The 25,202-nt window shown below is 41.5% G+C and carries 19 protein-coding genes; 14 read left to right on the top strand and 5 right to left on the bottom strand.

Features of this window, described 5'->3' with window-relative positions; all coding sequences use genetic code 11:
- Positions 1–361: 361 nt before the first annotated feature.
- Positions 362–1,333, top strand: coding sequence for a DUF1350 family protein (locus WN50_RS22335; RefSeq protein ID WP_046282142.1), 972 nt, complete (start codon positions 362–364; stop codon positions 1,331–1,333).
- A 189-nt stretch (positions 1,334–1,522) separates the two neighbouring features.
- Entirely contained in the window at positions 1,523–2,980 is a 1,458-nt protein-coding gene (locus WN50_RS22330) for a serine/threonine-protein kinase (protein WP_049560799.1), read from the top strand.
- 373 nt (positions 2,981–3,353) lie between these two features.
- On the opposite strand, the gene WN50_RS36520 is transcribed toward WN50_RS22330, so the two are convergent.
- On the bottom strand, positions 3,354–3,545 hold the full coding sequence (locus WN50_RS36520) for a hypothetical protein (RefSeq protein ID WP_235441081.1): 192 nt from the start codon (positions 3,543–3,545) through the stop codon (positions 3,354–3,356).
- 84 nt (positions 3,546–3,629) lie between these two features.
- Positions 3,630–4,091: a class I SAM-dependent methyltransferase gene (locus WN50_RS36515; RefSeq protein WP_235441080.1), complete on the bottom strand. Its 462-nt coding sequence runs from the start codon at positions 4,089–4,091 to the stop codon at positions 3,630–3,632.
- 64 nt (positions 4,092–4,155) lie between these two features.
- Between WN50_RS36515 and WN50_RS22320 the strand changes: the two genes are divergently transcribed.
- The 4 genes from WN50_RS22320 (at position 4,156) to WN50_RS22305 (ending at position 13,548) form a co-directional block, all read left to right on the top strand.
- Positions 4,156–5,448: an ABC transporter substrate-binding protein gene (locus WN50_RS22320; RefSeq protein ID WP_046282151.1), complete on the top strand. Its 1,293-nt coding sequence runs from the start codon at positions 4,156–4,158 to the stop codon at positions 5,446–5,448.
- A 73-nt stretch (positions 5,449–5,521) separates the two neighbouring features.
- Positions 5,522–7,111, top strand: a complete 1,590-nt coding sequence (locus WN50_RS22315) for a serine/threonine-protein kinase (protein ID WP_046282145.1) — start codon at positions 5,522–5,524, stop codon at positions 7,109–7,111.
- Positions 7,112–7,976: 865 nt separating this feature from the next.
- Complete coding sequence (gene urtA, locus WN50_RS22310; RefSeq protein ID WP_046282146.1) at positions 7,977–11,927, top strand: urea ABC transporter substrate-binding protein; 3,951 nt, start codon at positions 7,977–7,979, stop codon at positions 11,925–11,927.
- Positions 11,928–12,039: 112 nt separating this feature from the next.
- On the top strand, positions 12,040–13,548 hold the full coding sequence (locus tag WN50_RS22305; RefSeq protein ID WP_046282147.1) for a site-2 protease family protein: 1,509 nt from the start codon (positions 12,040–12,042) through the stop codon (positions 13,546–13,548).
- Between the two features lie 114 nt (positions 13,549–13,662).
- On the opposite strand, the gene WN50_RS22300 is transcribed toward WN50_RS22305, so the two are convergent.
- Both WN50_RS22300 and WN50_RS36510 read right to left on the bottom strand, forming a co-directional pair.
- On the bottom strand, positions 13,663–14,622 hold the full coding sequence (locus WN50_RS22300) for a cytochrome P450 (RefSeq protein WP_235441078.1): 960 nt from the start codon (positions 14,620–14,622) through the stop codon (positions 13,663–13,665).
- Positions 14,623–14,637: 15 nt separating this feature from the next.
- On the bottom strand, positions 14,638–15,027 hold the full coding sequence (locus WN50_RS36510) for a cytochrome P450 (RefSeq protein ID WP_235441076.1): 390 nt from the start codon (positions 15,025–15,027) through the stop codon (positions 14,638–14,640).
- Between the two features lie 331 nt (positions 15,028–15,358).
- Between WN50_RS36510 and WN50_RS22295 the strand changes: the two genes are divergently transcribed.
- A complete protein-coding gene (locus tag WN50_RS22295; RefSeq protein ID WP_046280948.1) occupies positions 15,359–16,675 on the top strand; it encodes a site-specific DNA-methyltransferase in 1,317 nt (438 codons plus the stop codon).
- Here WN50_RS22295 and WN50_RS22290 read toward each other — a convergent pair.
- Positions 16,650–17,459, bottom strand: coding sequence for a hypothetical protein (locus WN50_RS22290; RefSeq protein WP_235441075.1), 810 nt, complete (start codon positions 17,457–17,459; stop codon positions 16,650–16,652). The genes WN50_RS22295 and WN50_RS22290 overlap by 26 nt on opposite strands.
- 218 nt (positions 17,460–17,677) lie before the next feature.
- Here WN50_RS22290 and WN50_RS22285 point away from each other — a divergent pair, with 218 nt between their 5' ends.
- The 7 genes from WN50_RS22285 (at position 17,678) to WN50_RS22260 (ending at position 24,764) form a co-directional block, all read left to right on the top strand.
- Entirely contained in the window at positions 17,678–19,879 is a 2,202-nt protein-coding gene (locus WN50_RS22285) for a hypothetical protein (RefSeq protein WP_046280949.1), read from the top strand.
- A 12-nt stretch (positions 19,880–19,891) separates the two neighbouring features.
- A complete protein-coding gene (locus WN50_RS22280; protein ID WP_046280950.1) occupies positions 19,892–20,887 on the top strand; it encodes a hypothetical protein in 996 nt (331 codons plus the stop codon).
- Between the two features lie 41 nt (positions 20,888–20,928).
- On the top strand, positions 20,929–21,699 hold the full coding sequence (locus WN50_RS22275; RefSeq protein WP_046280951.1) for a hypothetical protein: 771 nt from the start codon (positions 20,929–20,931) through the stop codon (positions 21,697–21,699).
- Positions 21,700–21,773: 74 nt separating this feature from the next.
- Positions 21,774–21,950, top strand: a complete 177-nt coding sequence (locus WN50_RS34820) for a hypothetical protein (protein ID WP_160315427.1) — start codon at positions 21,774–21,776, stop codon at positions 21,948–21,950.
- A 170-nt stretch (positions 21,951–22,120) separates the two neighbouring features.
- Positions 22,121–23,071 (top strand): C69 family dipeptidase, encoded by a 951-nt coding sequence (locus tag WN50_RS22270; RefSeq protein ID WP_046280952.1) that lies wholly within the window; start codon positions 22,121–22,123, stop codon positions 23,069–23,071.
- Positions 23,072–23,146: 75 nt separating this feature from the next.
- On the top strand, positions 23,147–24,061 hold the full coding sequence (speB, locus tag WN50_RS22265; protein WP_046280953.1) for an agmatinase: 915 nt from the start codon (positions 23,147–23,149) through the stop codon (positions 24,059–24,061).
- Positions 24,062–24,227: 166 nt separating this feature from the next.
- On the top strand, positions 24,228–24,764 hold the full coding sequence (locus tag WN50_RS22260) for a thioredoxin family protein (RefSeq protein WP_046280954.1): 537 nt from the start codon (positions 24,228–24,230) through the stop codon (positions 24,762–24,764).
- The last annotated feature ends 438 nt before the right edge of the window (positions 24,765–25,202 follow it).

Here is a 25,202-nt window from a genome sequence, read left to right as displayed (position 1 = left end):
GTATTACAGAACTTGTAGAACCCGCCCCTACAGACTGCGCCAATTATGGGGTCGGGCGGGTTTAGTTCAATTGTCGAGGGGTATTACAGAACTTGTAGAACCCGCCCCTACAGACTGCGCCAATGGTGGGGTCGGGCGGGTTTAGTTCAATTGTCGAGGGGTATTACAGAACTTGTAGAACCCACCCCTACAGAATTGAAAACGTTTTGAATAAAAACCGGGTTTTTGGGAAAGATTGAAAGCACAAATGAGTGACACTCACCTGAGTTAATGCAAAAAAGCGACTATTCATCACTCTATAACAAACGTTAAGTTAGAGATAGGTTAATCAACTTGCTTTTAATCACACTCGAATTTAATTATGTCTACTGAATTTCGCTTTGAACCTGTAGGTTTTAGTTGGGTTGCTTTCCATCCTCAACCCAAAGGGATTATTCGATTTATTGGTGGCGCGTTTTTTGGTTCATTTCCCACCCTATCTTATCGCTATTTTCTGGAAAAATTATTTAAATCCGGTTATACTATTGTTGCGATTCCCTTTCGATTTACCTTTGAGCATTGGTCAGTTTCACTGAGTTTATTAGAAGAACAAAACGAACTCCAAAATTTACTCGTTGAGAAAGCAAAAGCCGCAGGTTATGACGGAGAATTCTATTTGGATAATTCTAATTACTTCTGGATCGGTCATAGTTTAGGCTGCAAATATATTGCTTTGCTAGAACTTTTGAGCGATCAAAATGGGTTAACCTACCTTCAAGACTGTATTGATCAAGAAGAAATTGATCAAATTCGTCGTCGGTTAGGTGATCAAAAAGCAATATTCAATCAACCTTCGCTGTTACTCGCCCCTGATATTAGCGATACAGAAAGCGCTATTCCGATTAAATCTATCGCTCATTTTATCGATAAAATTGGCTTAGGAGTGTTACCGAGTCGCAGTCAAACTCAATGTATGATTCATCGGAGTCAACTGTTTAATATTACGGGTTTAATTTCGTTTAAATCCGATGATATCGCCGGAAATGAGAGTAATAAACAAAAAGGGGTTTACTGGTTTATTCAGCAACTCAACAATCAAAACCTCATTCATCAAGAAATACCTGGAAAACACCTCGAACCGCTTGGCGTTCAAATCGGTCAATATCTGGTCGATTTTAATCCTTTGGATAAGTTTATCGCACCCCTTTCTCGGCGTCAACTCGAACCCGTTGCGTTAACGATTTTACAGCAGTTATCAGATCGCCTGAAATCAGCTTTGTTACCGTCAGTTTCTCAAACGCAAAAAAAGTCTATTTCTAAAGTTACCGTTGGGGTTTCAACCTCTAAACGCTAAAATATAGAGACTAAAAAAACCTGGTTTTTCACAGAAACCGGGTTTTTGACTTGTACTTCGGGTGCATCAGAAAATTCACGGTAAAATTAGCATAAATTATTCAACTCTGAAACACCAAAAAAATTTGTTAAAATTCCTAGCAAAAACCGATCTAAAATAGGAAAATGGAACTGCTTGGAGTCGCCTGGGATGAGCCAATGTTTGAATCCTGACTGCTTGTTTAATAACCCGCCAAACACTCTATTTTGTCAGCGTTGTGGTGTAAAATTACTATTAGCCGAACGTTATCGAGCAGTAGAAATTATCGGTCAAGGCGGGTTTGGTCGCACCTTCAAAGCGATAGACGAGTTCAAACCCTCAAAACCCTTTTGTGTGATCAAACAGTTTTTTCCGCAAGCGCAGGGAACAGAAACCGTAGAGAAAGCCAAACAACTTTTTGAACAGGAAGCGGTTCGTTTGGATGAGTTGGGAAAACATCCGCAAATTCCCGAACTTTACGCCTATTTTACCCAAGATAAACGTCAGTATTTAGTTCAAGAATATATTCAAGGGAAAAACCTGCAACAAGAGTTAGACGAGTCGGGAACTTTTAACGAGACTCAAATTTTACAACTGCTCAAAAAATTACTTCCGGTCTTATATTTTGTTCACAAAAATCAAGTGATTCATCGGGATGTAAAGCCGGACAATTTGATTCGTCGAGCTTCCGATAAACAACTGTTTTTAGTAGATTTTGGTGCGGCGAAATTGGCGACTCGTACCGCCTTAGCCGTCACCGGAACAACTATTGGTTCTGCTGGATATGCGGCACCCGAACAAGCTTTGGGAAAAGCAAATTTTAGCAGTGATATTTACAGTTTGGGGGTGACTTGTATTCATCTGTTAACCCAAGTTGAACCCTTTCAATTGTACGATGTCAGCGAGGGAGAATGGGTTTGGCGGGATTATTTAACCAATCCTATTAATCAAAAATTGGGGGAAGTTTTAGATAAGATGTTACAGCAGGCGATGAAAAAACGGTATCAGTCTATTCGGGAAATTGTGAATGCAATTTCATCTCAAGCTGCACCTTCCAAAATCCTTCGCATACCTCCGCCTCCACCACCCCCAACATCGTTAACAAAAGTAATTGCAGCGCCACCGCCACCGCCCCCAACACAGTTAATAAAAGTAGTTTCAGCCAGAGGAGTAGATTACTCTATTCTGCAATATTTTTTGAGTCAGAAACAGTGGAAAGATGCGGACGAAGAAACTGCTAAACTCATGTTAAAAGTGGCGGGAAGGGACAAAGATGGATGGTTAGATACAGGCTCAATTGACAATTTTCCCTGTGAAGAACTTCGCACGATTAACAACCTTTGGATTAAATATAGTAATGTCCGTTTTGGTTTTACTGTTCAGAAACAGATTTATCTGGAAACCGGAAACAAATTAGGACAATACAATCAAACCGGATGGTATCGTTTTGGGGAGGAAATTGGCTGGAAAACGAAGCATGGATGGCTGACAACTGACAACCTCAACTTTTCTCTATCGGCACCAAAAGGACACCTTCCGAGGGGTTTGGGTCCTCTAGGTCGCCGTGAGGGTGCAAAATTAGGAATATATCGATTAGTTTTCTCTCGTTTGGCGAATTGTAACCTGTAAAATCCAACAATTTATCATCATTATAGATCCCCCCTGCCCCCCAGCAGGGCTGTTTCATTCAAATTTTTGGCGATCGCTAAAACCTAAACTTGGAAGCAATTTCAGCCTTTTTTTTAGGAAAATCTTTGCTCTGAGAAAAAAAACGGCGATCGCCCCCAAACTCAAGAGTCAATTCGTCGGCTTCTCAACAGTTCTGAGTGGTTGCAATTTAACTTTTTACCCCCCGATCCGGTAACAGGTTGGTCTGTTTTAATGCTTTAATCTCTATGGTGAAACCAACTTTAACCAAAGATTTGAGTTGAATTGTGATCGCCATACAGCCAACGTCTTTTAAATCTTCCCCAAGGCTAGAGAACTTCGATTCAAATTGAGATTAGTTTGGAACAATTAACTTGCGATAGCAGCGAGCAGTAATTAAATAGGGATGAAAAACTTCTAGAAAATTCTGTTGAATCGTTCTCAAAAATACATCGATTTTTTTAGGATCATCTAAATGAAATGGAAATTCCTGATGTTCTCCCTTGAAAAAGTACCAATTGAGAATAATTTTGGCTTGATCAGACATCAACTTATGAAACGTGAGTAACTGTTGACTGGGATCAGGTAAATGTTCAAGAACATCAAAACAAAGAATCGTATCAAACTGATTTTATAATGAAATCTCAGACTGAATCTTAAGTTTATCACTCAGTCCTAATTGTTCAATGCGATATCGAAAAAAAGCTTGATTAATCGGGTTAATATCGCAGTAAGTGACCCGTTCGACTTGGGGAGATAAAGCTGCGGCGATCGCATGAGTCCCAATCCCTCCACCAAAGTCTAACACATGACCTTGAGCATAATCCGTAATCAAACGCAAGGTATTCCCAATGTAATCTTGACTGGAGAGATGCCAAGCTCCCAACTCAAATAAATAGATCTCACCGACTTTTTCACGGTAAAATAGAGAAGCATTTTCCCAGTCAAAATCCCGATAACCCAGTTCAGCGAGTAATTGCTGACTCGACTGTAGTTGTGCTTCGAGAGTCGGTTGATCCAACTTTAAATAATCTTGTAAGTGTTGCTTGAGATGAAAAGCATCCTGCTGATAGCTCTGCCAAATACTAGGCATTGAAAATGATAACATGAGCAAGAAAAGACTAAGAAAGTTCCCCAAATCAGATCTTATCATGCAAATGTTCTCTCGGTGTTGGCGAATTTTTAATCAAGGCTTGAAAACCTGGGGAGTCATCCTCCTCAGTCTTTGCTTGTTCGTCTGTGGCGGTTGTCAAGTTCAAACCCCAACTGAACCGGGAGTGATTAATTTAACCCTTTGGCATGGAATTAATCCCCCGCCCAACCGAGATGTCTTTCAAAAATTAGTCAATGGGTTTAATCAAACTCATCCCCAAATTAATGTCAACGCCTATTATATTGGTCAACCCGATCAACAAATGCCGAAAATTTTAACAGCAGTTGTTGGAAACGCCTCGCCTGATATTCTCTGGTATAGTCCTCAAATTACAGGTCAACTGGTTGAACTCGATGCGATTGAACCGATAGAAGAATGGCTGAATAAATCGCCAAGAAAAGCTGAAATTGATCCGAGATTATTTGAAGCGATGGAACTAAATGGACAGATTTGGTCAATTCCAATGGCAACCAATAATACCGCAATATTTTATCGTCCGAGTTTATTTGAAAAAGCAGGAATCACCAAACTCCCTTTAACCTGGGAAGAATTTCGCGTCGCCGCCCAAAAACTCACCCGTGATCTCAATGGAGATGGAAAACTCGATCAACATGGTATCGTTTTACCCCTGGGAAAAGGAGAATGGACAGTATTTACCTGGCTGCCTTTTATGTATAGCGCCGAAGGTGAATTAATCGATCAAGATCAAGTCAACTTAGTGAATCCCGGCGCGATCGCCGCGTTGAAGTTTTGGTCAGATTTAATCACCGACAATTCGGCGATCCTGTCTGCACCAGAACGAGGCTATGAACAGGATAACTTTATTTCGGGTAAGGTGGCAATGCAAATTACCGGGCCTTGGACGTTAGGATTTTTGCAGTCTGCGGGAATTGATTACGGGGTGTTTCCCATTCCCGCCCAAAAACAACAAGCCACCGTTGTAGGCGGTGAACATTTATTTGTAATGAAAACCACTCCCCAACAACAACAAGCCGCCCTGACCTTTTTAGACTATGTGTTGAGTGAGGAATTTCAAACCGAATGGAGTTTAGGAACGGGATATTTACCCGTTAATTTAAAAACCCGTCAAAGTCAAAAATATCAAGATTACTTATCCCAAAAACCCAGTTTACAAGTATTTTTAAAACAGATGGCTTGGGCGCGATCACGGCCGATTATTGCAGGATATCGTCGCTTATCAGAAAATTTAGGTCGAGCCATAGAAGCCTCTCTACTCGGCGAGAACCCGCAAGATGCCTTAAAACAAGCGGAAAACCGTTTGAAACTGATGCTTTAAACTAAAAGTCATCTGATCAGAATCGCGAAATCAAGGGCAGAATTGAATCAATATTTCCAGCCATTACACAACGATGAGTTACTGTATAAATCCTCAATGTCTCAGTCCTGTTAATCCAGATAGCGCCGAATGTTGTCTGAGTTGCGGTGAACAACTGTTATTACAAAATCGTTATCGTCCGATTCAAATCTTAGGAGAAGGCGGTTTTGGGAAGACCTACCTGGCAGTCGATGAACACATTCCCTCAAAACCACCTTGTGCGATCAAACAATTTCATTTTCTTGATCATCACGTTAACCGTTATCAAAAAGCCGCTAAACTATTTCGTCAAGAAGCCGTGCGTCTCGAACAGTTGGGGAAACATCCACAAATTCCCCAATTACTCGCCCATTTCGAGCAAAATAAACAACTTTTTCTCGTTCAAGAATATATTGCCGGAAAAACCTTAGAACAAGAGTTTCAGCAAAAGGGAATCTTTAACGAAGCCCTAATATGGGAACTCTTGCGGGGCTTGCTTCCGGTGTTGCAGTATATTCACCAACATCAGATTGTTCATCGGGATCTCAAACCTGCGAATATTTTACGACGTTCTCCCTTGGCTTTGGAAGCAGAAAACGCTTTAAGCGAAGTTGTTGAACCCATCCTCACTCGCCCTGGAATCTCTAAAACCAGCGCCTCAAACGTTATTTTAAGTTCGCCCTCTGTACGCCGCAAAGAACATCAATGGGTTTTAATTGATTTTGGAGTCGCTAAACTACTGAGCAATACCGCAATCAATCAAACCGGAACGGTAGTCGGTTCTCCGGAGTTTATGGCGCCCGAACAAACCCGAGGAAAGGCATTTCCAGCGAGTGATTTGTATGGTTTGGGGACAAGTTGTTTGTATTTACTAACTGGAGTTTCGCCTTGGCAATTGTATGATGAAGTCAATCAACGCTGGGTTTGGCGAGAGTTCCTGACTCCTCAATCTCGGGTGAGTGAACGTTTAGGGGTGATTTTAGATCGCTTAGTCCAACATTCTCTTGACCGACGTTATGCCAACGCCGAACAGGTCTTACAAGCACTGAATACACCGAAAACAGCAATTACGACCCGGACTCCTCTGAAGCCCCCTTCTCGCCCCAAACAACAGCCGAGTCTTGCTCAATTTCGCTGGAGATTACCTGGGATTGTGACTCAGTTTTTACCCGGTTTGAGTCAACCGATAGATGATCTTAGTTCTGCGGTTGGCGTTGATTATAGCAAGTTACAACATTTTTTAGCCGCGCAAAATTGGAAAGCCGCCGACGAGGAAACTTGGGGCGTATTGTGTCAAGCGTTGGGTCATCCTAAACGCTGTTATCTTCATGCTCTTGAGTTGAAACAACTGCCTAGTCAAGATTTGCGAACAATCGATCGTTTATGGGTCAAATATAGTCAAGGACGCTTTGGGTTTAGTGTACAGACTCGCATTTATGAAGAGGTTGAGGGAGATTATGCTCAATTTTGCGATCGCCTCGGTTGGTTAACTTACAATCCCCATAATCCCTCAGTAGGCTTTAGATTTAATCGCTCGGCTCCGATTGGCCATTTACCGTCTCGAATTTGGATTATCGGTTCGGGCCACTGGTGGCAACACGCCCAGATTATGTCTGAAAAGGTCGTTGAATGTGGTCTTGTATAGTAGTGAACAGTCTTGTAGGAGCGCGCCTGGGACCGAATTTCTGTTTTCCCACAGACAATCTAAATAACCCCGCCCGTGCAGCGATCAAGGACAGGGGGGGAAGCCATTCGCCGTCTAGGATGGGTGAATCAGTCTATGTCAACACCACTCCTTTAAGCAATCCCCCGTGAAGTCAGAAGCCCACGCTATAGCGTAAGCTTGGCGTTGGGTAGTTCACCTTCGATATAAAGCAACGTTAAACTCTGTAACGCATTATTAATATATCTGTGAAAAATGGTAATATTATAAGATTATCAAATCTACACGCATCGGGTAATGATTAACTTTCCCAAAGTCATTCACTCTTTTTTAACCTAAAAGCTGTTCTATAAATGGTATAAAATATGGGTAGAGTTTTAGGTAAAAAGTTAAGCTGAATTGACCGATTAGGGAAGATAATCAGTAGGCTTCTAAACCATTTTTCTCTCAGGGAAGTAAGCATTTGGGGAAGCTGTTAAGTGTATACGATTCTGTAGAGAAGAAGCTCTAAATCCGAAGAAACCGGGGTGATAGAAGATTGTAGAGAGGTTGAATGAATGTCTCTACAGCAGACCAGTCAGCTTCTCCCGTTAAATCGAAGATTATAACGGGAGCTTGCGGAGAAACACTGGACTCCAAGCGGTAAGCAGCTGAATAGCCCACCGAGTTCTTTGACGTTTTTCGGGCGTGCGATCGCCAGATCAGACTTGACCAATCTGCATCTGCGTCGTTGTGAAATTCAAGAGTGTATCTGCTGGGTGTTAACACTCATCAGTGTGAGATCAGGGTGCAGGACATCACAGGACCCGTGACGGGTTGTTGTTCTTTAAACCAGTAGTGACAAGCTATGCCAGGTGTACGAGTCGGAATATTGCATTCATTGAGTGGGACAATGGCGATTAGCGAATCTCCGCTCATTGATGCTGAACAAATGGCGATCGCTGAAATTAACCAAGCTGGAGGTGTTTTAGGTCAGCTCATCGAACCCGTGATTGTAGATGGTGCATCCAGTCCGGCAACATTCGCCTCACAAGCTAAAAAACTCATTCAACAACATCAGATCAATGCCATTTTCGGCTGTTGGACATCGGCGACACGTTTGGCAGTCAAACCGATCGTAGAAGCCTACAACGCTCAACTGTGGTATCCCATCCACTATGAAGGACTAGAAAACTCCCCTAATATTTTTCATACCGGAGCTTGTGCCAATCAACAAGTCGAACCCACCGTTCACTGGTTGATGCAAAACATCGGATCACGGTTTTATCTCCTCGGTTCCGACTATGTTTTCCCCCACACCGTCAATAAATTAGTGAAAATCCAACTCAAAGCACTGGGGGGAAAAGTAGTCGGGGAAGCCTATGCCCCTATGGGAACACAAGACTTCAGCGCCATTATCACTCGCATCCAACAAGCCCAACCGGATGTCATTTTGAACACCCTCACCGGGGATAGCAATATCGCCTTTTATCGTCAGTTTCAAGGGGCAGGTTTAACCGCTCAAGACATCCCGATTATGGCGACATCTGTCTCCGAAACCGAACTCCAAACCATCGGAGAAGCGGCTGTCGGACATTTAAGCTGTTGGAGTTACTTCCAAAGTCTCGACACCCCAGAAAATCGGCAATTTGTTGCCAACTTTCAAGCCAGATATGGGGATAATCGCGTCACCAGCGATCCGATTGAAGCTGCTTATACCCAAGTTTACCTCTGGAAAGAAGCCGTTGAACTGGCTCATTCCTTTGATGTTGATCGCATTCGCACGGCTGCCTATGGGGTCAGTTTTGCGGCTCCGGGGGGATTTGTGTGCATCAAACCCAATCATCATGTTTCCAAAGTTTGTCGCATTGGTCAAGCCTTACCCAACGGACAATTTGAAGTGATATACTCCACACCCAACCGCATCAAACCCCTTCCCTGGCTAGGATTTGAAGAAAGCCATTTCAATACCTCGGAAATGGTGACTCATTTACTAGCTGAAGTCAGTCATAGCATCGAACGAGCCGAACAACTCGAACAAAAATCCATTGAACTCGAAGCGACTCAAGCCCAACTCAAGCAAGAAATCGAAGTTCGCAAGCGCTATGAAGAACAACTCAAAAAGATTAACGAAAACCTGGAACAAATCGTTGAAGAACGTACCGCCGCCCTCAAAGAATCCAATGATCGTTTAGTCGAAGAAATCGTCGAACATAAACAAGCCCGTCTCGCCCTGCAAACCGCCAATACTCGCCTACAAGCCGTATTAGAAGCCGTACCCGGAACCGTTTCTTGGGTAGAGTCTGATCTGCGCTACATCGAGGTGAACCAAAAACTCGCCGATATGTTCAATATACCTCGGGAAAAATTTGCAGGTCAGCACATTGGTTTTCTTGGATCTAGCTCTGATTTTAACGACTTTGTACAAAAATTATTTGCTAGTCGGGATCTCGAAATGTCTCGGGAAGTGATGACCAATATCAATAATCAACCCTGCTATTACTTAGTCGTTGCTCGGAAATATGATAACAACAAAGCAGCATTTGTCGTCGGAATTGATATCAGCGAACGCCGACGCGCAGAAGAAGCCCTCAAACAAGCCAATGCTCGTCTACAAACCGTATTAGAAGCGGTACCCGGAACAGTATCTTGGATAAGTTCAGATCTGCGCTACATTGAAGTCAATCAAACCTTAGCCAACATTCACAGCCGCCCCCGTGAAGATTTTGCCAATCAACCGATAGGATTTTTGGGCGGAGGTTCCCAGTTTAACCAATTTGTTAAACAATTATTTAACCAACCTGAAGTGAATGCCTATCGGGAAATTTCGGCTCGGGTGAGAGGTGAACGACGACATTATATGATTGTTGCTCAAAAGTACAATCAAAACAAAGAAGCTTTTGTTGTGGGGATTGATCTGAGTAATCAAAGACGAGCAGAAGCCGCTCTAGAAAATACTCAAGATCAGTTACAAGCTGTTTTAGATGTTGTACCCGGAACGGTTTCTTGGATTAGTTCAGACCTACATTATTTAGGCGTTAATCGTTATCTTGCAAAAACCTTTGAATTAACTCCCGAAGAATTTGTCAACAAGCATATTGGTTTTTTAGATGTTAGTCCGCAATTTAACCAATTTGTTCGAGATTTCTTTGCCAGTTCAGAATCGGATGCTCAACGAGAAGTTGTCTCAATCGTCAGAGGAGAACTGCGGAATTATTTGATTGTTGCTCATAAATATAATCAGAAGAAAGCCGCCTTTTTTGTCGGAATAGACATCACCGCCCGTAAACAAGCAGAAGCCAACTATCGCAGTATCTTTGAAAATGCCGTTGAAGGAATTTTTCAAACGACACCAGAGGGATATTTTATGAGTGCAAATCCTGCTTTAGCAAGGATTTATGGTTTTGAATCTCCCGAAGTTTTAATCAACAATTTGACTCATGTGGGAAATCAACTCTATGTTGATCCCGAGCGTCGTCAGAAATTTGTACAAATCATTCACCAACAGGGCGCTGTTGTCAATTTTGAGTCCCAAATTCGCCGGGTTGATGGTCAGTTTCGTTGGATTTCTGAAAATGCCTCAGCCGTGCGAGATAATCAGGGGAACCTGTTGTATTATGAAGGAACAGTCGTTGATATCACCGAACGCAAACAAGCCGAAGATGCACTTCAACAGGCAATGGATGTTTTAGAGTCACGAGTAGAAGAACGCACGGCTGAATTAGTCAGAGAAATAGCAGAACGTCGGCGTATTGAAGGGGCTTTGCGATCGTCAGAAGCCGAACTCAGAGCCTTGTTTGCAGCCATGACCGATGTAATTACCGTCTTTGATGCTCAGGGAAATTACAAGAAAATTGTCACCACCAATTCAGAAGTTTTGTACAGTCCGACACCAGATCGGTTAGGAAAAAGTATATTTGAAGTGTTTCCCCCTGCACAAGCTCGAATGTTTTATAGTCACATTCAAAGAGTATTAGAAACCGGAAAAACCCTGAATGTTGAGTATAGTTTGCCCTTAGAACAATCAGAATCGGGTAAACTGCAAACGACAAATTCTCCCCTCAACCCCGAAAGCACAGAATTAATTTGGTTTGCTGCAACCGTTTCTCCCATGCCCAATAACTGCGTAATTTGGGTAGCGCGAAACACCACTGAACGGCGTCGGGTACTTGATGCGTTGCGAACAGAACAGCAAAAATCTGAGCGTTTGTTGCAGAATATTTTACCCCGATCTATTGCCGAACGACTCAAACAAGCTCCCCATTCGATTGCTGAACGCTTTGATAAAGCGACGATCATGTTTGCAGATATCGTTGATTTTACCGGATTTTCTTCTCAAATTGCCCCCACAGAATTAGTCGATGTACTCAATGAGATCTTTTCAGCCTTTGATGGGTTAGCCCAAAAACATGACCTAGAAAAAATTAAAACCATTGGAGATTCTTACATGGTTGTCGGCGGTTTACCCACGCCAAAAGATGATCATGCAAAAGCGATCGCAGAAATGGCGTTAGATATGCAACAGGAAATACACCGCTTCCAACGCCATGATGGTCAACCGTTTCGTCTGCGAATTGGCATTAATACCGGGCCAGTCGTAGCCGGAGTCATCGGAACCCGCAAATTTATCTATGATTTATGGGGAGATGCGGTTAATGTAGCCTCCCGGATGGAGTCTCACGGAGAAACCGGACGAATACAAGTCACCACCGCAACTCAGGGGTTATTGAAAGATCAGTATATCTTTGAGGAACGAGGGTTCATTCAGGTCAAAGGCATTGGTCGTATGATGACTTATTGGCTGAAGGGGAGAAAATAGTCTATTTTTAACGGCTAACTAGATTCTGAAAGATTTTGCTGAGGCGTTATCCTAAACTAGAGGGATGCTTGATCGCCTCAAGCGTTGTCTGCTCCAAGTTTGAAGGTCTAGAATGTTTACTGCGTTTGACAATACAACTATTTTCATCCTATTCATTGCCCTGGGAATCGTGGGTTGGGGTTACTATCGCGCTCAACCCTATGGTAAACTCGGGGTTCTATCTTGGTTGCAGTCAGTGGTTTTAATGGCACCTTGGTTGCTCTTTTTTGCACTGGCGGCTGCCGGAATTTACCTCAATCTAGCCAGTATCCTCTTTTTATTCCTAGCTTCAACAGGACTATACATCATCTTCGGTCGAAAACTGCGGGTTTTAGCCAGTGAGGATCAGCAAAAACGTTCTGAGTCTCAAGATCATTCTACCGTCCCCGAGAGCGACAAACCCAGCGAACCCGAAGAAAAAACACCCGTCGAGTCTGTTGAAACCCTCTCACTCTCTCAAGACAAACCGACACCTATTCCCGCCGAAGATCTGAAAATTATTCAAAGTATTTTTGGGATCGATACTTTCTTCGCCACCGAAACTCTACCCTATCAAGAAGGGGTAATCTTCAAAGGAAACCTGCGAACCGACGCCGATAAAGCTTATACTCGCTTATCCGAGAATTTGCAGCAACAAACAGGCGATCGCTTCCGACTGTTTTTAGTTGAAAACCCCGAAGGAAAACCCGTTATTATCGTTCTTCCCCGTAAAAACGATCCTCAATCGACAACAATTCCCCAAAAGGTCTTAGCGATTATTTTACTATTAGTCAGCGTTTTCACCACCTTTGAAGCGGGAAGTTTGTTACTCGGATTTGACTTTTTTACTGAACCTAACCGTTATGCTGAAATTCTACCCATTGCGATCGGTTTATGTTCCATTCTCGCTATCCATGAAATTGCTCATCAACTGATGGCAAAACGTCATCAAGTTAAATTTGGCTGGCCGTTTTTTATTCCCACCATTCAAATTGGAACGTTTGGGGCGTTTAACCGTTTTGAATCTATTCTTCCCAACCGAACCGTTTTATTTGATGTCGCTTTAGCAGGGCCAGCAGCAGGCGGTTTACTCTCACTGGGAATGCTGTTAGTTGGGTTAGTTTTATCTCATCCCGGCAGTTTCTTTCAAATTCCCACTGAATATTTTCAAGGATCAGTTTTAGTCGGAACCTTAGCCAAAGCGGTGTTAGGTTCAGCATTAAATGAACCGATTGTTGATGTTCATCCTTTAATGATTATTGGCTGGTTAGGATTAGTAATTACAGCGATTAATTTGATGCCAGCCGGACAACTAGATGGGGGACGCATTCTACAAGCAATTTATGGGCGTAAAATTGCCGGACGTTCAACATTAGCCACCTTTATTGTACTGGCAATCGCTTCCTTAGCAAACTCTCTAGCATTGTATTGGGCAGTGGTTATTTTAATCCTACAACGCAACCTAGAACGCCCCAGTTTAAACGAATTAACCGAACCCGATGATACTCGCGCAGCGTTAGGATTATTAGCATTATTTCTAATGATTGCTACCCTATTTCCGTTAACTCCAGCCCTAGCCAGTCGCTTAGGAATTGGCGGTTAATTCTAGGATAATCCAGAGTTTTAAGGAAAAACTCACCACAAAAACACGCGGATTTCCTCTTTGTGTCTCTGTGTCTTTGTGGTTTTTATTCTTTTCCTTTTTTCAGTTCCATCTCTACGCTTTAACCCGCATTGGAACCCCATTTTCGGGAGTAAACGTTAATCCTCGACGGACAGGTTTTATCGGGCGATTTTCAGTTAATGTGAGTTGTGTTTGAGTCAATACCGTCGCTAACACTAACTTCATTTCTAACAACGCAAACGCATACCCTATGCAGCGACGATTTCCACCGCCAAACGGGAAAAATTCATAGGGCGAAAACTGACGTTCGAGGAAACGTTCAGGCCGAAACTGTTTAGAATTGGGATAAATATCTTCCCGATGATGTACTAAATAAATACAGGGAATTAATTGTGTTCCCGGTTCAAACTGATAGTCCAGAATTTCCATCGGAACTTTCAACTTGCGAACAAACGCAAATATAGCAATCGGATAAATTCGCAAAGTTTCTGAACAAACGGCATTCAAATAGGGTAATTTCATCACCGCACTCGGATCAGTTTCCAGATCACATTGGCTGAGTTCATCCAATAATTTATCTAAAACTTCCGGCTGATAATGAACCCAATAAAACGCCCAAGCCAATGCAGAAGCGGTTGTTTCATGCCCTGCAAACAGCAACGTCATCAACTCATCTCGTAATTCTTGATCACTCATCGGTTCGCCATTTTCATCTCGCGCCGCCATCATTAAACTTAGAATATCTTCACTCATCGGTTGATTTTTGCGATCGCGAATTTCGGCATACAGCAGTTGATCAATTTGATTTCTTAGCCGTATAAATCGCCCCCAAGGACTCCAAGCACCCAAATCTTTTTGAAAATTAGGAAAGAACAAAAAGCTGGCTTTAAACGGCGAATTAAACGTATCTAACCATTCACTCAGCAGTTGTCGCAATTGTTCAAAGCGTTCACCTTTATCTAAGCCAAAAACCGTATTCAAAATCACCCTCAAAGTGATTTCTTGTGTTACATTTCGCATTTGAAACGGTTTATCTTTCGGCAAAGATTGCATCACTCGCTGGGTAATTTAAGACATTGTTTTACCATAAGCTTTCATTCGTTCCCCATGAAAAGGAGGCATCAAAAGTTTGCGTTGTTGAGCATGAGTATTCCCATCCAAAAGCACTAAAGAAAAATCCCCCAATAAAGGTTGAAGACTTTTGTTACTATTACCCGAATCAAAACAACTTGGGTTCAGTGTAAAAATTTGTTCAATCGCTTTTGGATCACTAAATATGGCATAATTTGGAAAGCCTGTTGATGCGCCGCCAAAATTATCTCCGTAACGCGCCCGACTTTCTTCAAGATAGTCTAAATGATTAAAAAGCGCTCGTGCTGTTTGCCACCAAGCAGGGGTTTTGACAAGATGAAGCTGTTTAAAAGTTTTTGCAGTCGGTGAGGGTGTAGTGGTTGTCATCTGCAATACTCCTGTATTCAGGGTCTTTTATTCTTCTACTGTTACACATTTTAAATATTCTATCTAGGGAAGATCGGAAAGTTAAACCGGAACTTAAAAAGAAATTTTTAAACAGTCTCAAGTATTGATTGCCAGAATTCAAGTTTAATTTAAACCATAAAAAATTTTTACTCTTAACTTTATTTGATTGCTTTTTTATCACTTTTTAAATGTTACAAACATTTGCAAAACATAAAATTTAATGATATAGTGTTGATTGTCAAAGCTTTATTGTTATTAAACTTTAAAGCCAACAAAAACAACAACAAATTGGGTACAACTCTTAATTACAATGGCAACAGGTATACCTCATTCAAATCCATCTAAAAATGGTTTAAAAAATAGCAGTAAGTTATCATTCCGCTTGGAGTATGAAGGAAAAGTTTGTACTGAAGATATATTTCAAACTCCTCCCGCAAACTTACATTGCGTTGCTAGCGTGGAAAAACAACCGAAAAGTTACTTAGTATATGGGGAAAATCTAAGAGTGCTTAGAACTTTATTAGATTATCCTAATATTGTAGGGAAAGTTGGATTAATTTATATCGATCCTCCCTACGCTACTGGATTTGGCTTTGAGTCTAGAAATCAAACCCATGCTTACAACGATTTAATTGATGGAGCAGATTATTTAGAGTTTATACGTCAACGATTGATTTTACTACGAGAAATATTAGCAAATCATGGATCTATATATGTTCATCTAGATGAAAAGATGGCTTTTCCGGTCAAAATATTAATGGACGAGATTTTTGGAGCAAAGAATTTTAGAAATTGGATTACTCGCAAAAAATGTAACCCAAAAAACTTCACGCGCAAACAGTATGGAAATATATCAGATTATATCCTTTTCTATACAAAAAGTGATGATTATGTGTGGAATCAACCCTTTGAATCCTGGACAGATGCTAAAGCCAAAAAAGAATATCAGTATATAGAAGAAGAGACAGGAAGACACTACAAAAAAGTTCCTGTTCATGCTCCAGGTGAAAGAAAAGGTGCAACAGGTCAACCTTGGAGAGGAATGTTCCCACCACCGGGTAAACATTGGCAATATCCTCCTGAAGTTTTAGATGAGATGGATAAAAGAGGTGAAATTTATTGGTCTCCAACAGGTAATCCTAGAAGGAAAATATATCTTGATAATAGTAAGGGTATTGCTGTTCAAGATATATGGCTTGAATTCAAGGATGCTCACAATCAAAATATTAAGATTACAGGTTATCCAACGGAAAAGAACCCTGATTTAATTAAGCGAATTATTTTGGCTTCTTCTAATCCAGGAGATCTGATATTAGATGCTTTCCTGGGAAGTGGAACAACCGTTGCTGTTGCGGAAGAATTAGAAAGACAATGGATAGGGATAGATAATTCGCTTTTAGCCATAAAAACAACAATTCATCGCTTGGTTCAAGGGACTGAAGCAATGGGTGATTTTGTTAAGGATAATGGAAATCAACCCAAACAACAGCCTTTGATTAATACAAATAGAGTTTTGCGACGGGGGCTTGATTTATATTTGGAGATGGCATCAGATCTTGAGGAAGTTCCAGAAACTCTGATTGAAGATTGGGATAAACAACTTAACTTTCAAGCCAATCTCTGGTAAATCTTTCATCTAACATTTTCAGAGTAGAAACCAGAACTCTTCCTTGTCCATAATGTTCTAGGGAGGCATAATCATTCCACATTGATCCAAGAGTTAATCCGGGGCCATCATTTAAAAAGAACACTTTTAGAGGAAGATCATAAGTATTTGCGTACTGGAGAATATCTGTCACCTTATCTCTATTGCCACCAATGCGATCATCTTCCTGCGCTCCCCCTCGATCTGAATCGTAGCGTGCAAATCCAATAACCAAAGGAGTTTTATCAGTACGATAAATTAGAATGTCTGCTGGTGTTTTTATTGCCCAATTTTCTAATACTTCATTGAGCATTATATCTCTTCCTGCACCTAGAGGGCCTTGAATTATATACTCCGCTCCAAAGTTTTTTTCAAACCACAGGAAAAATGCTTCTGTTAATTCATATCCTTTCTGTCCCCGGCTCTTATATTCCATTAGAATAGCCATTAATGCTTCATCAGGATTAGGACGGCTTGCTAATTTTTCTCTGACTTCTTCTATATCTCTAAATCGATGCCCATAGTCTTCAATGATGCTGGAAATTCTTCTTTTGACCTTTAACATCTCAACCGAAGTATCTGGTGATACATATTTACGGAAGACGCGCAGTAATTGTGTTCTAGATGGATTGGGAATTTCAGTAATACTTCTCAGTAAATTTGCAGAGTTGTTAGCTTTGTTGGCTAAGTTTGCAAACTCTTCTATAACACTGCCATAGATAGTATTTGCTTCATCAAGATAGTCAGGATAAAACTCAGAATCCATGAATGTGATATACTGAGAAGCTCTAGGTTTATACTCACTAAATGAACTCAAGAGATACACCTCGTTTATTGCTTTAATGGATAGATATTATACAGGTTGGCTGATTAAGATGAATATAAATCAAGCGCACGATCAATAAATTTAACGATAATATACACAAGTTTGCCAAATTTAAGTTATGATTAATTGCATCATCCTGGAATCCGAAAGCCATCCCCATGAATAGAGCTGCCCAGATTGCCAGCATTATTAACCAACGTCAGCCTCTCGCCTTGAGAATCGAAAAAGTTGAGAAGAATCTTCGATCACTTTCCACTCAATTTGAACGTCTTCAAGAACACCGAAATCACCTTCTGACAACAGTTAATGATTCCTATGTAAGCGGAGATTTAAAAGAAATTGATTGCTCGTTAATTATCAGAAGTATTGAATCGGAATTGCTGGCTTTAAATCAACTCAAATCCCGTTTTTCTCGTAATACTCTCAATATTGGTGTAGTCGGACGTGCGGGACAGGGAAAAAGCCGTTTATTACAAAGTTTGTCAGGTCTAACAACCTCGGAAATTCCCACAGGCGATCGCCAACATTGTACCGGAGTTCGCAGTACAATTTACCATAATCCCAGCGTTGATACTTATGGAGAAGTTTGGTTTCATACCGAGCGAAGTTTTTTACAAGAAATAATTGCCCCTTATTACGATAAACTTTATCTAGGAGCCAAACCTTTAAGTTTAGAAGAATTTGCCACCCAACCGCTTCCAGATTTACCGATAAACCTCTCTAAACAAGCCGAATGTGGGGCGATGTACGAACACTTGCGTCGCTACCATACAAACCTCGAAAAATACCGTCATCTGTTTGGCGAACCTTCGCCCCGTCGCATTCCCAAGTCTCAAATTAGAGAATATATTGCTCAAGATGATCCGAGTGGAAATCGTGTTCATGTAAATTATTTAGCCGTTCGAGAAGCCAAAATTGTTTGTACTTTTCCCAACTCCGATGTCGGACAAATTGCCTTAATTGATATGCCCGGATTGGGTGATACTGGACTCGGAGATGAAGAACGATTAATCAAAACCCTCGGACAAGATGTTGATATTGTTTTATTCGTGAGAATGCCCCGACCTCCCAGAGAATATTGGGCAGATGTTGATGTTAAACTGTATGATATTGCCAGTTCTGCACTCACCGAACTTCCCATAAAACTTTGGTCATTTCTTGTTCTCAATCGTACAGATAATAATTCCTTAATTACAGACAACTCCCTCTATTGTCAAGACCTGGCAAATACTCGCGAAGAAAAGCATTTATATGTGGTCGATCATATGATTGCCAACTGTGCGGATGTAGAAACCGTAAATCAACAAATTCTAGAGCCAATTCTCAACTATTTAGCGAGTAAAATGTCCGCTTTAGATGCTGAATACGCCTCCTCAACTCAAGACCGTTTAATTCAACTGCAAAAGACCGTTTCTTCCGAACTTGAAAAAGCCGAAAAAGCCCTAGAACGAGTCACCGGACGCGACAATTGGTTTCCCTTATTTGTGACCTTATTTGATCGACTTTGGGAAGATTTAACCACAGGTTTAGAAGCCCTTTTGCGAGAACTCAGAGAACAACGGGATGTACAAGATGCCGACTTCAAGCAACAAGTAGAAAACACTATTAAAGCCTGTCGAGAAGATGCGGGTATTCCCACCGAAGCCGAAATTAATCGCAAGCGTGATGGTGTGGGCGGCTATCCCAACGCTTATTATGAATATCTCAACGAAGTTCGCTCCCATTTATCTCAACATTTCTTATCCCTAGATGAAGGATTAAAACGAGGATTAGATCGGGTAAAATCTCAAGTCGCTCAAGTGTTAATAGAGCGGGGTCGTTTGGGCAGTTTAACCGAGAGTACCGGGGTAGAATTCTTGAAAAAAATTTCCGAACTGATTCCAGAAGAAATCGTCGAAAATAAACCGAGTGAATTGTGGCGAGGCTTTAAAATTTTAGCAGACTTTGAACTCTCCTATCGAGGCTTAATTCAACACAGAATTCGCCAACATCTTGATGATTTAACCCCCGATGAAACCTCCCTGCAACTTTCTCCTTCTCCCAACGCTCAAGAAGTCTTAAATTGTCTAAAATCTCTGCAAGCAGAAGCCGTTTATAAATGCGAACGAGCCTTAGATGATTTATTAGCCGAACCGAGTCAAGCCGGATTTGCTATCGTAGAAGAATTTATGGATCGGGTATTGCGAGCGAAAGAAGTAAAAAATGAATGGCGTATTTTCTTAGAAGAAATTCGTCACGATGTTTGGCCTAACGAATTTGAACAGTTGGGAGAACGGACACGAACTCGACGAGAATGGATGGATTCTGTTGAACGAGCAACGGCAGCCAACCCATTAAATTTAATGACGTTTTTGGATTAATTTAGGATACAAATGCAGGAACTTCAAATTACAATGCTCGGCCCCAGTGGAGTCGGTAAAACAACACTTATCACCGCCATGTATGAGCAGTTTGAGAGTAATATAGGTTCGACGGATTTACAGCTAACTCCCGATGATGAAAGCTCGGCAATTTTGCAAGATAACTTAGTCGATCTCAAGAGTTTATTGGATGTATTTGAACCGAGAGGAAGAATGGGAATTCAAGGAACAGAAGCCATTTCTGGCCCGGATTCTTTGCGTTCTTTTACCTTTGGTTTGGGTCGAAAAGGAGAGAAACCTTCCTTACAACTGCGGTTTAGAGATTATCCGGGCGGCTATTTGGGAAGCAAAGCCTCGAAAGAAGAAAGAGAATTTGTCAGAACACTGTTGCGAGAATCTGTAGCGGTTTTAATTGCAATTGACGCTCCGGCATTGATGGAAGATCCAAAAGGGATTTTGAACGAAAAAGTTAATCGACCCCAACAAATTAAAGACTTATTCAATGCCGCTTATCAAGGCTTAGATTCCCCCCGGTTGGTGATTTTTGCTCCAATCAAGTGCGAGAAATATTTAAAAGATGAAAAGCAGTCAAAAGAGTTAATAGAACGGGTGAAAAAGAGTTATGAAAATTTAATTCAATTTTTTGATTCTGAGAAAGTTAGCCCTTGGATAGCGAGTGTTATTACTCCCGTTCAAACGGTGGGAAGTGTGATCTTTTCTCGGGTTGAATACGATGAACAGAAAAATCCTCATTTCTACTTCCGTAAAACCCGACACGATGCTCAATATAGTCCGAAAGATAGCGAACAACCTCTCAGATATCTTTTGCGATTTTTGCTCAAATTACATTTTGATGATCGTTCAAAAAGTTGGGGAATTTTTAACTTTTTGCGGGATTGGTTTAGTCTGGATGCTTACCTGAGAACCGCAGTTAAACAATTTGCCAATAGCTGTAAAACCAGTGATGGTTTTGTGGTGTTGAAAGGTGAGCAATGGTTAAAGATTTAAAATAGATTTAAACACAGTTTAAAAATTTAGAGGAACAAACGATGACTATTTACATTCTGAGTCGAGGTCAAAAAGAAGATCAAGATTATTCTTGGTTTAAAATCAAAACAGAGAGTCTGATTCGCGAAACTCCACCCATTTTTACAGAAGTACGTGTTGAAACCGTTATCGATCATCAAAAACCTTCAATTATTCTTGCCCGTAAAGGTTCTAATTTACTCTTACTTGTAACAGGATTAAAAGCCAGAGAAGAACGTGCAGATTTTATGGGTCGCTCCGTTAGAAATTCTATCGCTTGGGTTGATTATAACTCAGAAGAAGCCGAAAACAAATTGCGTTATCTCGCTATTCAGGCGTTAAAAAATAAACTAGAATCAGAAATTGATCTAGCGATTAGCATCGGCGGAGAATACGGTTTTCAAGTTAATAAAAACGCAATTGAACAGTTAGGATCTCCCGAAAATCTAGAATCTCAGCCAGCAGAAACCGTTTGTAAACTGGGTAAAAATTGCCCCAAATTACGCCAAGAATTAGCCGAAGAACTGCAAAAATCTTCTATCCCCTCAAGAGATGGTTTTTTGATAATTATCACCACCTTAAAAGCCAGATCGGCTTTAAGTTCGTCGGGAGTATGGCGGGGTTTGTCTGATAGAATAGAAAGTGAAGAATGGGAAATTATCCCCCATAGCAATCAATTGTTAGCCTCTCCAACTTCTAGCTCCGCTCTGTCCAAAGAAAAAAAAACAACGACTCAAGCTGCATTAACGATAGCAATAATCCTAGCAATTATACTGATTTATATGGCGATTTAAACTTTGCAAATTATCTGTCTATTTTTGAACAATTAACAAGTTTACCGCTCGAAAATTTATCTAATCTAGATCCTTTGATTCGGTTTCTGCTTTCCAAGTCACAGTTAGAAATTCAAGCGGAAAAGGGGAAATTCAACGCCGAAGAACGAGAGTTTATCCAGAAAATAGACAGTTTGTTAAAAGAACTGCAAAATTCTGTAAATCGGATTCAAACCAATCTTCAGGATTGGCAGGATTTTGACAATTTCTGATTTTGCCAGAATTAATTAAAACCGGACTTAAGTCATTATGAAATGAATCAAAAATCAAGAGTATTGGAGTCCAGCCAAAAATTTAAAGAAAACATTAATATTTGGGACTGTAGATCGACAGGTGAACGAGACAAAATAAGTAAAGACTAAATTCAGGGGAATTTGTTGCGATGTGTGATACCTTCGTTGCCTTAGCCGATACTACACTCAATGGGGATGTTATTTTTGGCAAAAATAGCGATCGCCCACAAGGAGAAATTCAAGATGTGGTGACAATTCCCGCGACGACTCATCCTCCCGGTGAATTAGTAGAATGTACCTATCTTTCTATTCCTCAAGTTAACCAAACATTAGCGTTAATATTATCAAAACCTCGCTGGATGTGGGGGGCGGAAATGGGTGCAAATGAGTGTGGAGTTGTCATCGGAAATGAAGCGGTTTGGACGACTGAACCTTATTATAGTGCGGGTTTGTTGGGGATGGATTTATTGCGACTCGCCCTAGAACGTTCCCCTACTGCCAGTTTAGCCCTAAATTGTATAGTAGAATTATTAGAACAATATGGACAAGGGGGAAACAGTGCCGAACATTTTGCCCTGATTTATCACAACTCATTTATAATAGCTGATCCGACAGAAGCATGGGTTTTAGAAACAGCAGGTCAATATTGGATAGCTGAACAGGTTACAAGCGGAACTCGTTCTATTTCTAATGATTTGAGTATTCGTAATCAAGGCGATTTACGACATCCTCAACTGATTCCTTACGCGATAGAAATGGGATGGTGCAAAGGAGAAAAAGATTTTGATTTTGCTCAGATTTTTTCCGAAGGTGGGCTACAGGTTCCCTCTCACGACTCCCGAGAAGGACGGGTTCAACTCTTGTGTCAACTTAACGAAGGTGAATTTACACTCGATACCGCTCAAGCCATTTTACGCGATCATAAAGGCAATATTTGTATGCACGGCAAATTTGAAACCACCGGAAGTCAAATCTCTTCTCTCTCTTCAGCAGGATGCGAACATTGGTTCATCGAACAGCCTCATCCCTGTGAACAAGAATACAAGCAGAAAACCTTTAGCAATACATTGGTACAACATTCAATCCGAAACCGAATCTAGTTCTATGATCCGTTCTAAATATGTCAAAATCTAGGGTGATATTATTCAACCCCTAGTTACCGATTGATTACCCCGATGACATCAACCCTAACCTCAACTTCCCTCGTTGATTTTTTAGGTTCAGAAATTGTACCCGACGCCGAAACCGCCCAGATTGCCATTTTACCGATTCCCTTTGAAGCAACAACCAGTTACCGCAAAGGCTGTCAAAACGGCCCAGAAGCCCTATTAGATGCCTCTCATCAGCTTGAATGCTACGATGACGAACTCCAGTGCGAAGTCTGTTTTGCAGTGGGAATTTACACCCATTCTCCCATCGCTGATACCCGCAGCCAAACGGTTTCATCAGAACAAATGCTGCAAGTTACCCAACAAACCGTTTATGATTTGGCAAGTTCCGGTAAATTTGTGATTGCCTTGGGCGGTGAACATAGTATTACCGCAGGAGTCGTCGCAGGGTACCAACAACTGTCGGATGAACCGTTTACCGTCGTTCAAATTGACGCTCATGGCGACTTACGCTATGAATATGAAGGGACAATCCACAATCATGCTTGTGTGATGCGGCGAGTCGTTGAGATGGGACTACCCACAGTTCAAGTGGGAATTCGCAGTTTGTGTCTCGAAGAAGCCAATTTAATCAAAGAAAAACAACTCCCCATATTTTGGGCGCGAGACATCGCCACTCAACCCGACTGGATCGAAAAAGCGATCGCCGCCATTCCCACAAAACGAGTCTTTCTCACGATAGACTTAGATGGAATTGACCCCAGTTCCATGCCCGGAGTCGGCACACCCGAACCGGGAGGATTGAGTTGGTATGGTTTGCTAGCATTTTTGCGGCGTTTATTTACCACTCATACTGTTATTGGCTGTGATGTCATGGAGTTGGCGCCTGTAGCAGATTGTGTGGTTTCTGAATTTACATCCGCAAAACTGACTTATAAATTAATTGGATATCATGCCCTAGCGACAGGTTTACTCCAGTAGAGATTTTTAATTCAACTGGTAATTCTCCCCCACTTCCTCCGCCTCCCCTGTCACGAATTAGGGGATTTTCAGATTGTGAGTTAAAGTAGGGGTTAGAGCATCGGTCTACTGAAACGAGTGCGTGCTGGTTTATTGTTGTGATAGAGATTTGGCAATACGTCTAAACATGAAGGGTACTGCAATTAATAGTTATGCTCCTGATTTTGAACTGCCTGGAGTAGATGGCGAGGTGCATCATTTAGCTCGATATTTAGAGAGGTATAGGGCAGTTGCTGTGATTTTCATGTCGAACCAATGCTCTAATGTGCTTTTGTATCTTGAGCGTCTCAAACAGCTTCAACAGGAGTATGCGGATCAAGGTGTCACTCTGGTGGGGATTAACGCCAATGATGCGATCCGATCTCCAGAAGACAATTTTGAGAAAATGAAGGAATTTGCCCAAGGCAATCACCTGAATTTTCCCTATATTCGGGACGTGACTCAAGATGTCGCGAATTGCTTTGGGGCGCGTGTCATTCCAGAAGCCTTCTTACTGGATCAACAGGGCATTATCTGTTATCGTGGCCAAATTGATGATAACCCAGACTCAGCCGAGTCAATCAGTAGGCCCTATCTCAAACAGGCGATCGCCCAATTGCTTCAGGGAGAAGTTATCGAACCTTCGATCACCGAAGCCGTGGGTGAGTCAATTCAATGGCGATAATTAACCGAGAGTCGGTGAACGGGACTGAGGGGAAGTCGGCAACAAAGCCGCAGGATCATGTGGCTGATCGGGCTGAGTGAAAAAAAGCTGAAAGCAGAGATGCGCTTTCTGGTATCTTATTGTGAAGGCAATGCTCGCCCAAATCAAATCATCATCCTTTTTAGGGATGTTTTAACATCCAACAGCTTGTTACCAAAAATTGCCGCACACGCCCCTACCTTTTAGGTATGGGGATATAAGGCTCTTTCAAATGCTATAATAACTCAACTGGCAGGGTATTCAACCAGTTGAAAAACCCAGCATCTAATCGATGCAATGAACCTTGAAAACTTAAGGTATGGGGTTCTTGCAAGAAATGCTTTGGCAAGATAAAACCTTAAAGCACCAAGTACAGAGAATCAAGCATTTTTTTCTCAAGTACGGTAGGGCATACCGAAA

This window comes from Limnoraphis robusta CS-951, assembly GCF_000972705.2.
This window is presented reverse-complemented; position numbering and strand designations above follow the sequence as displayed.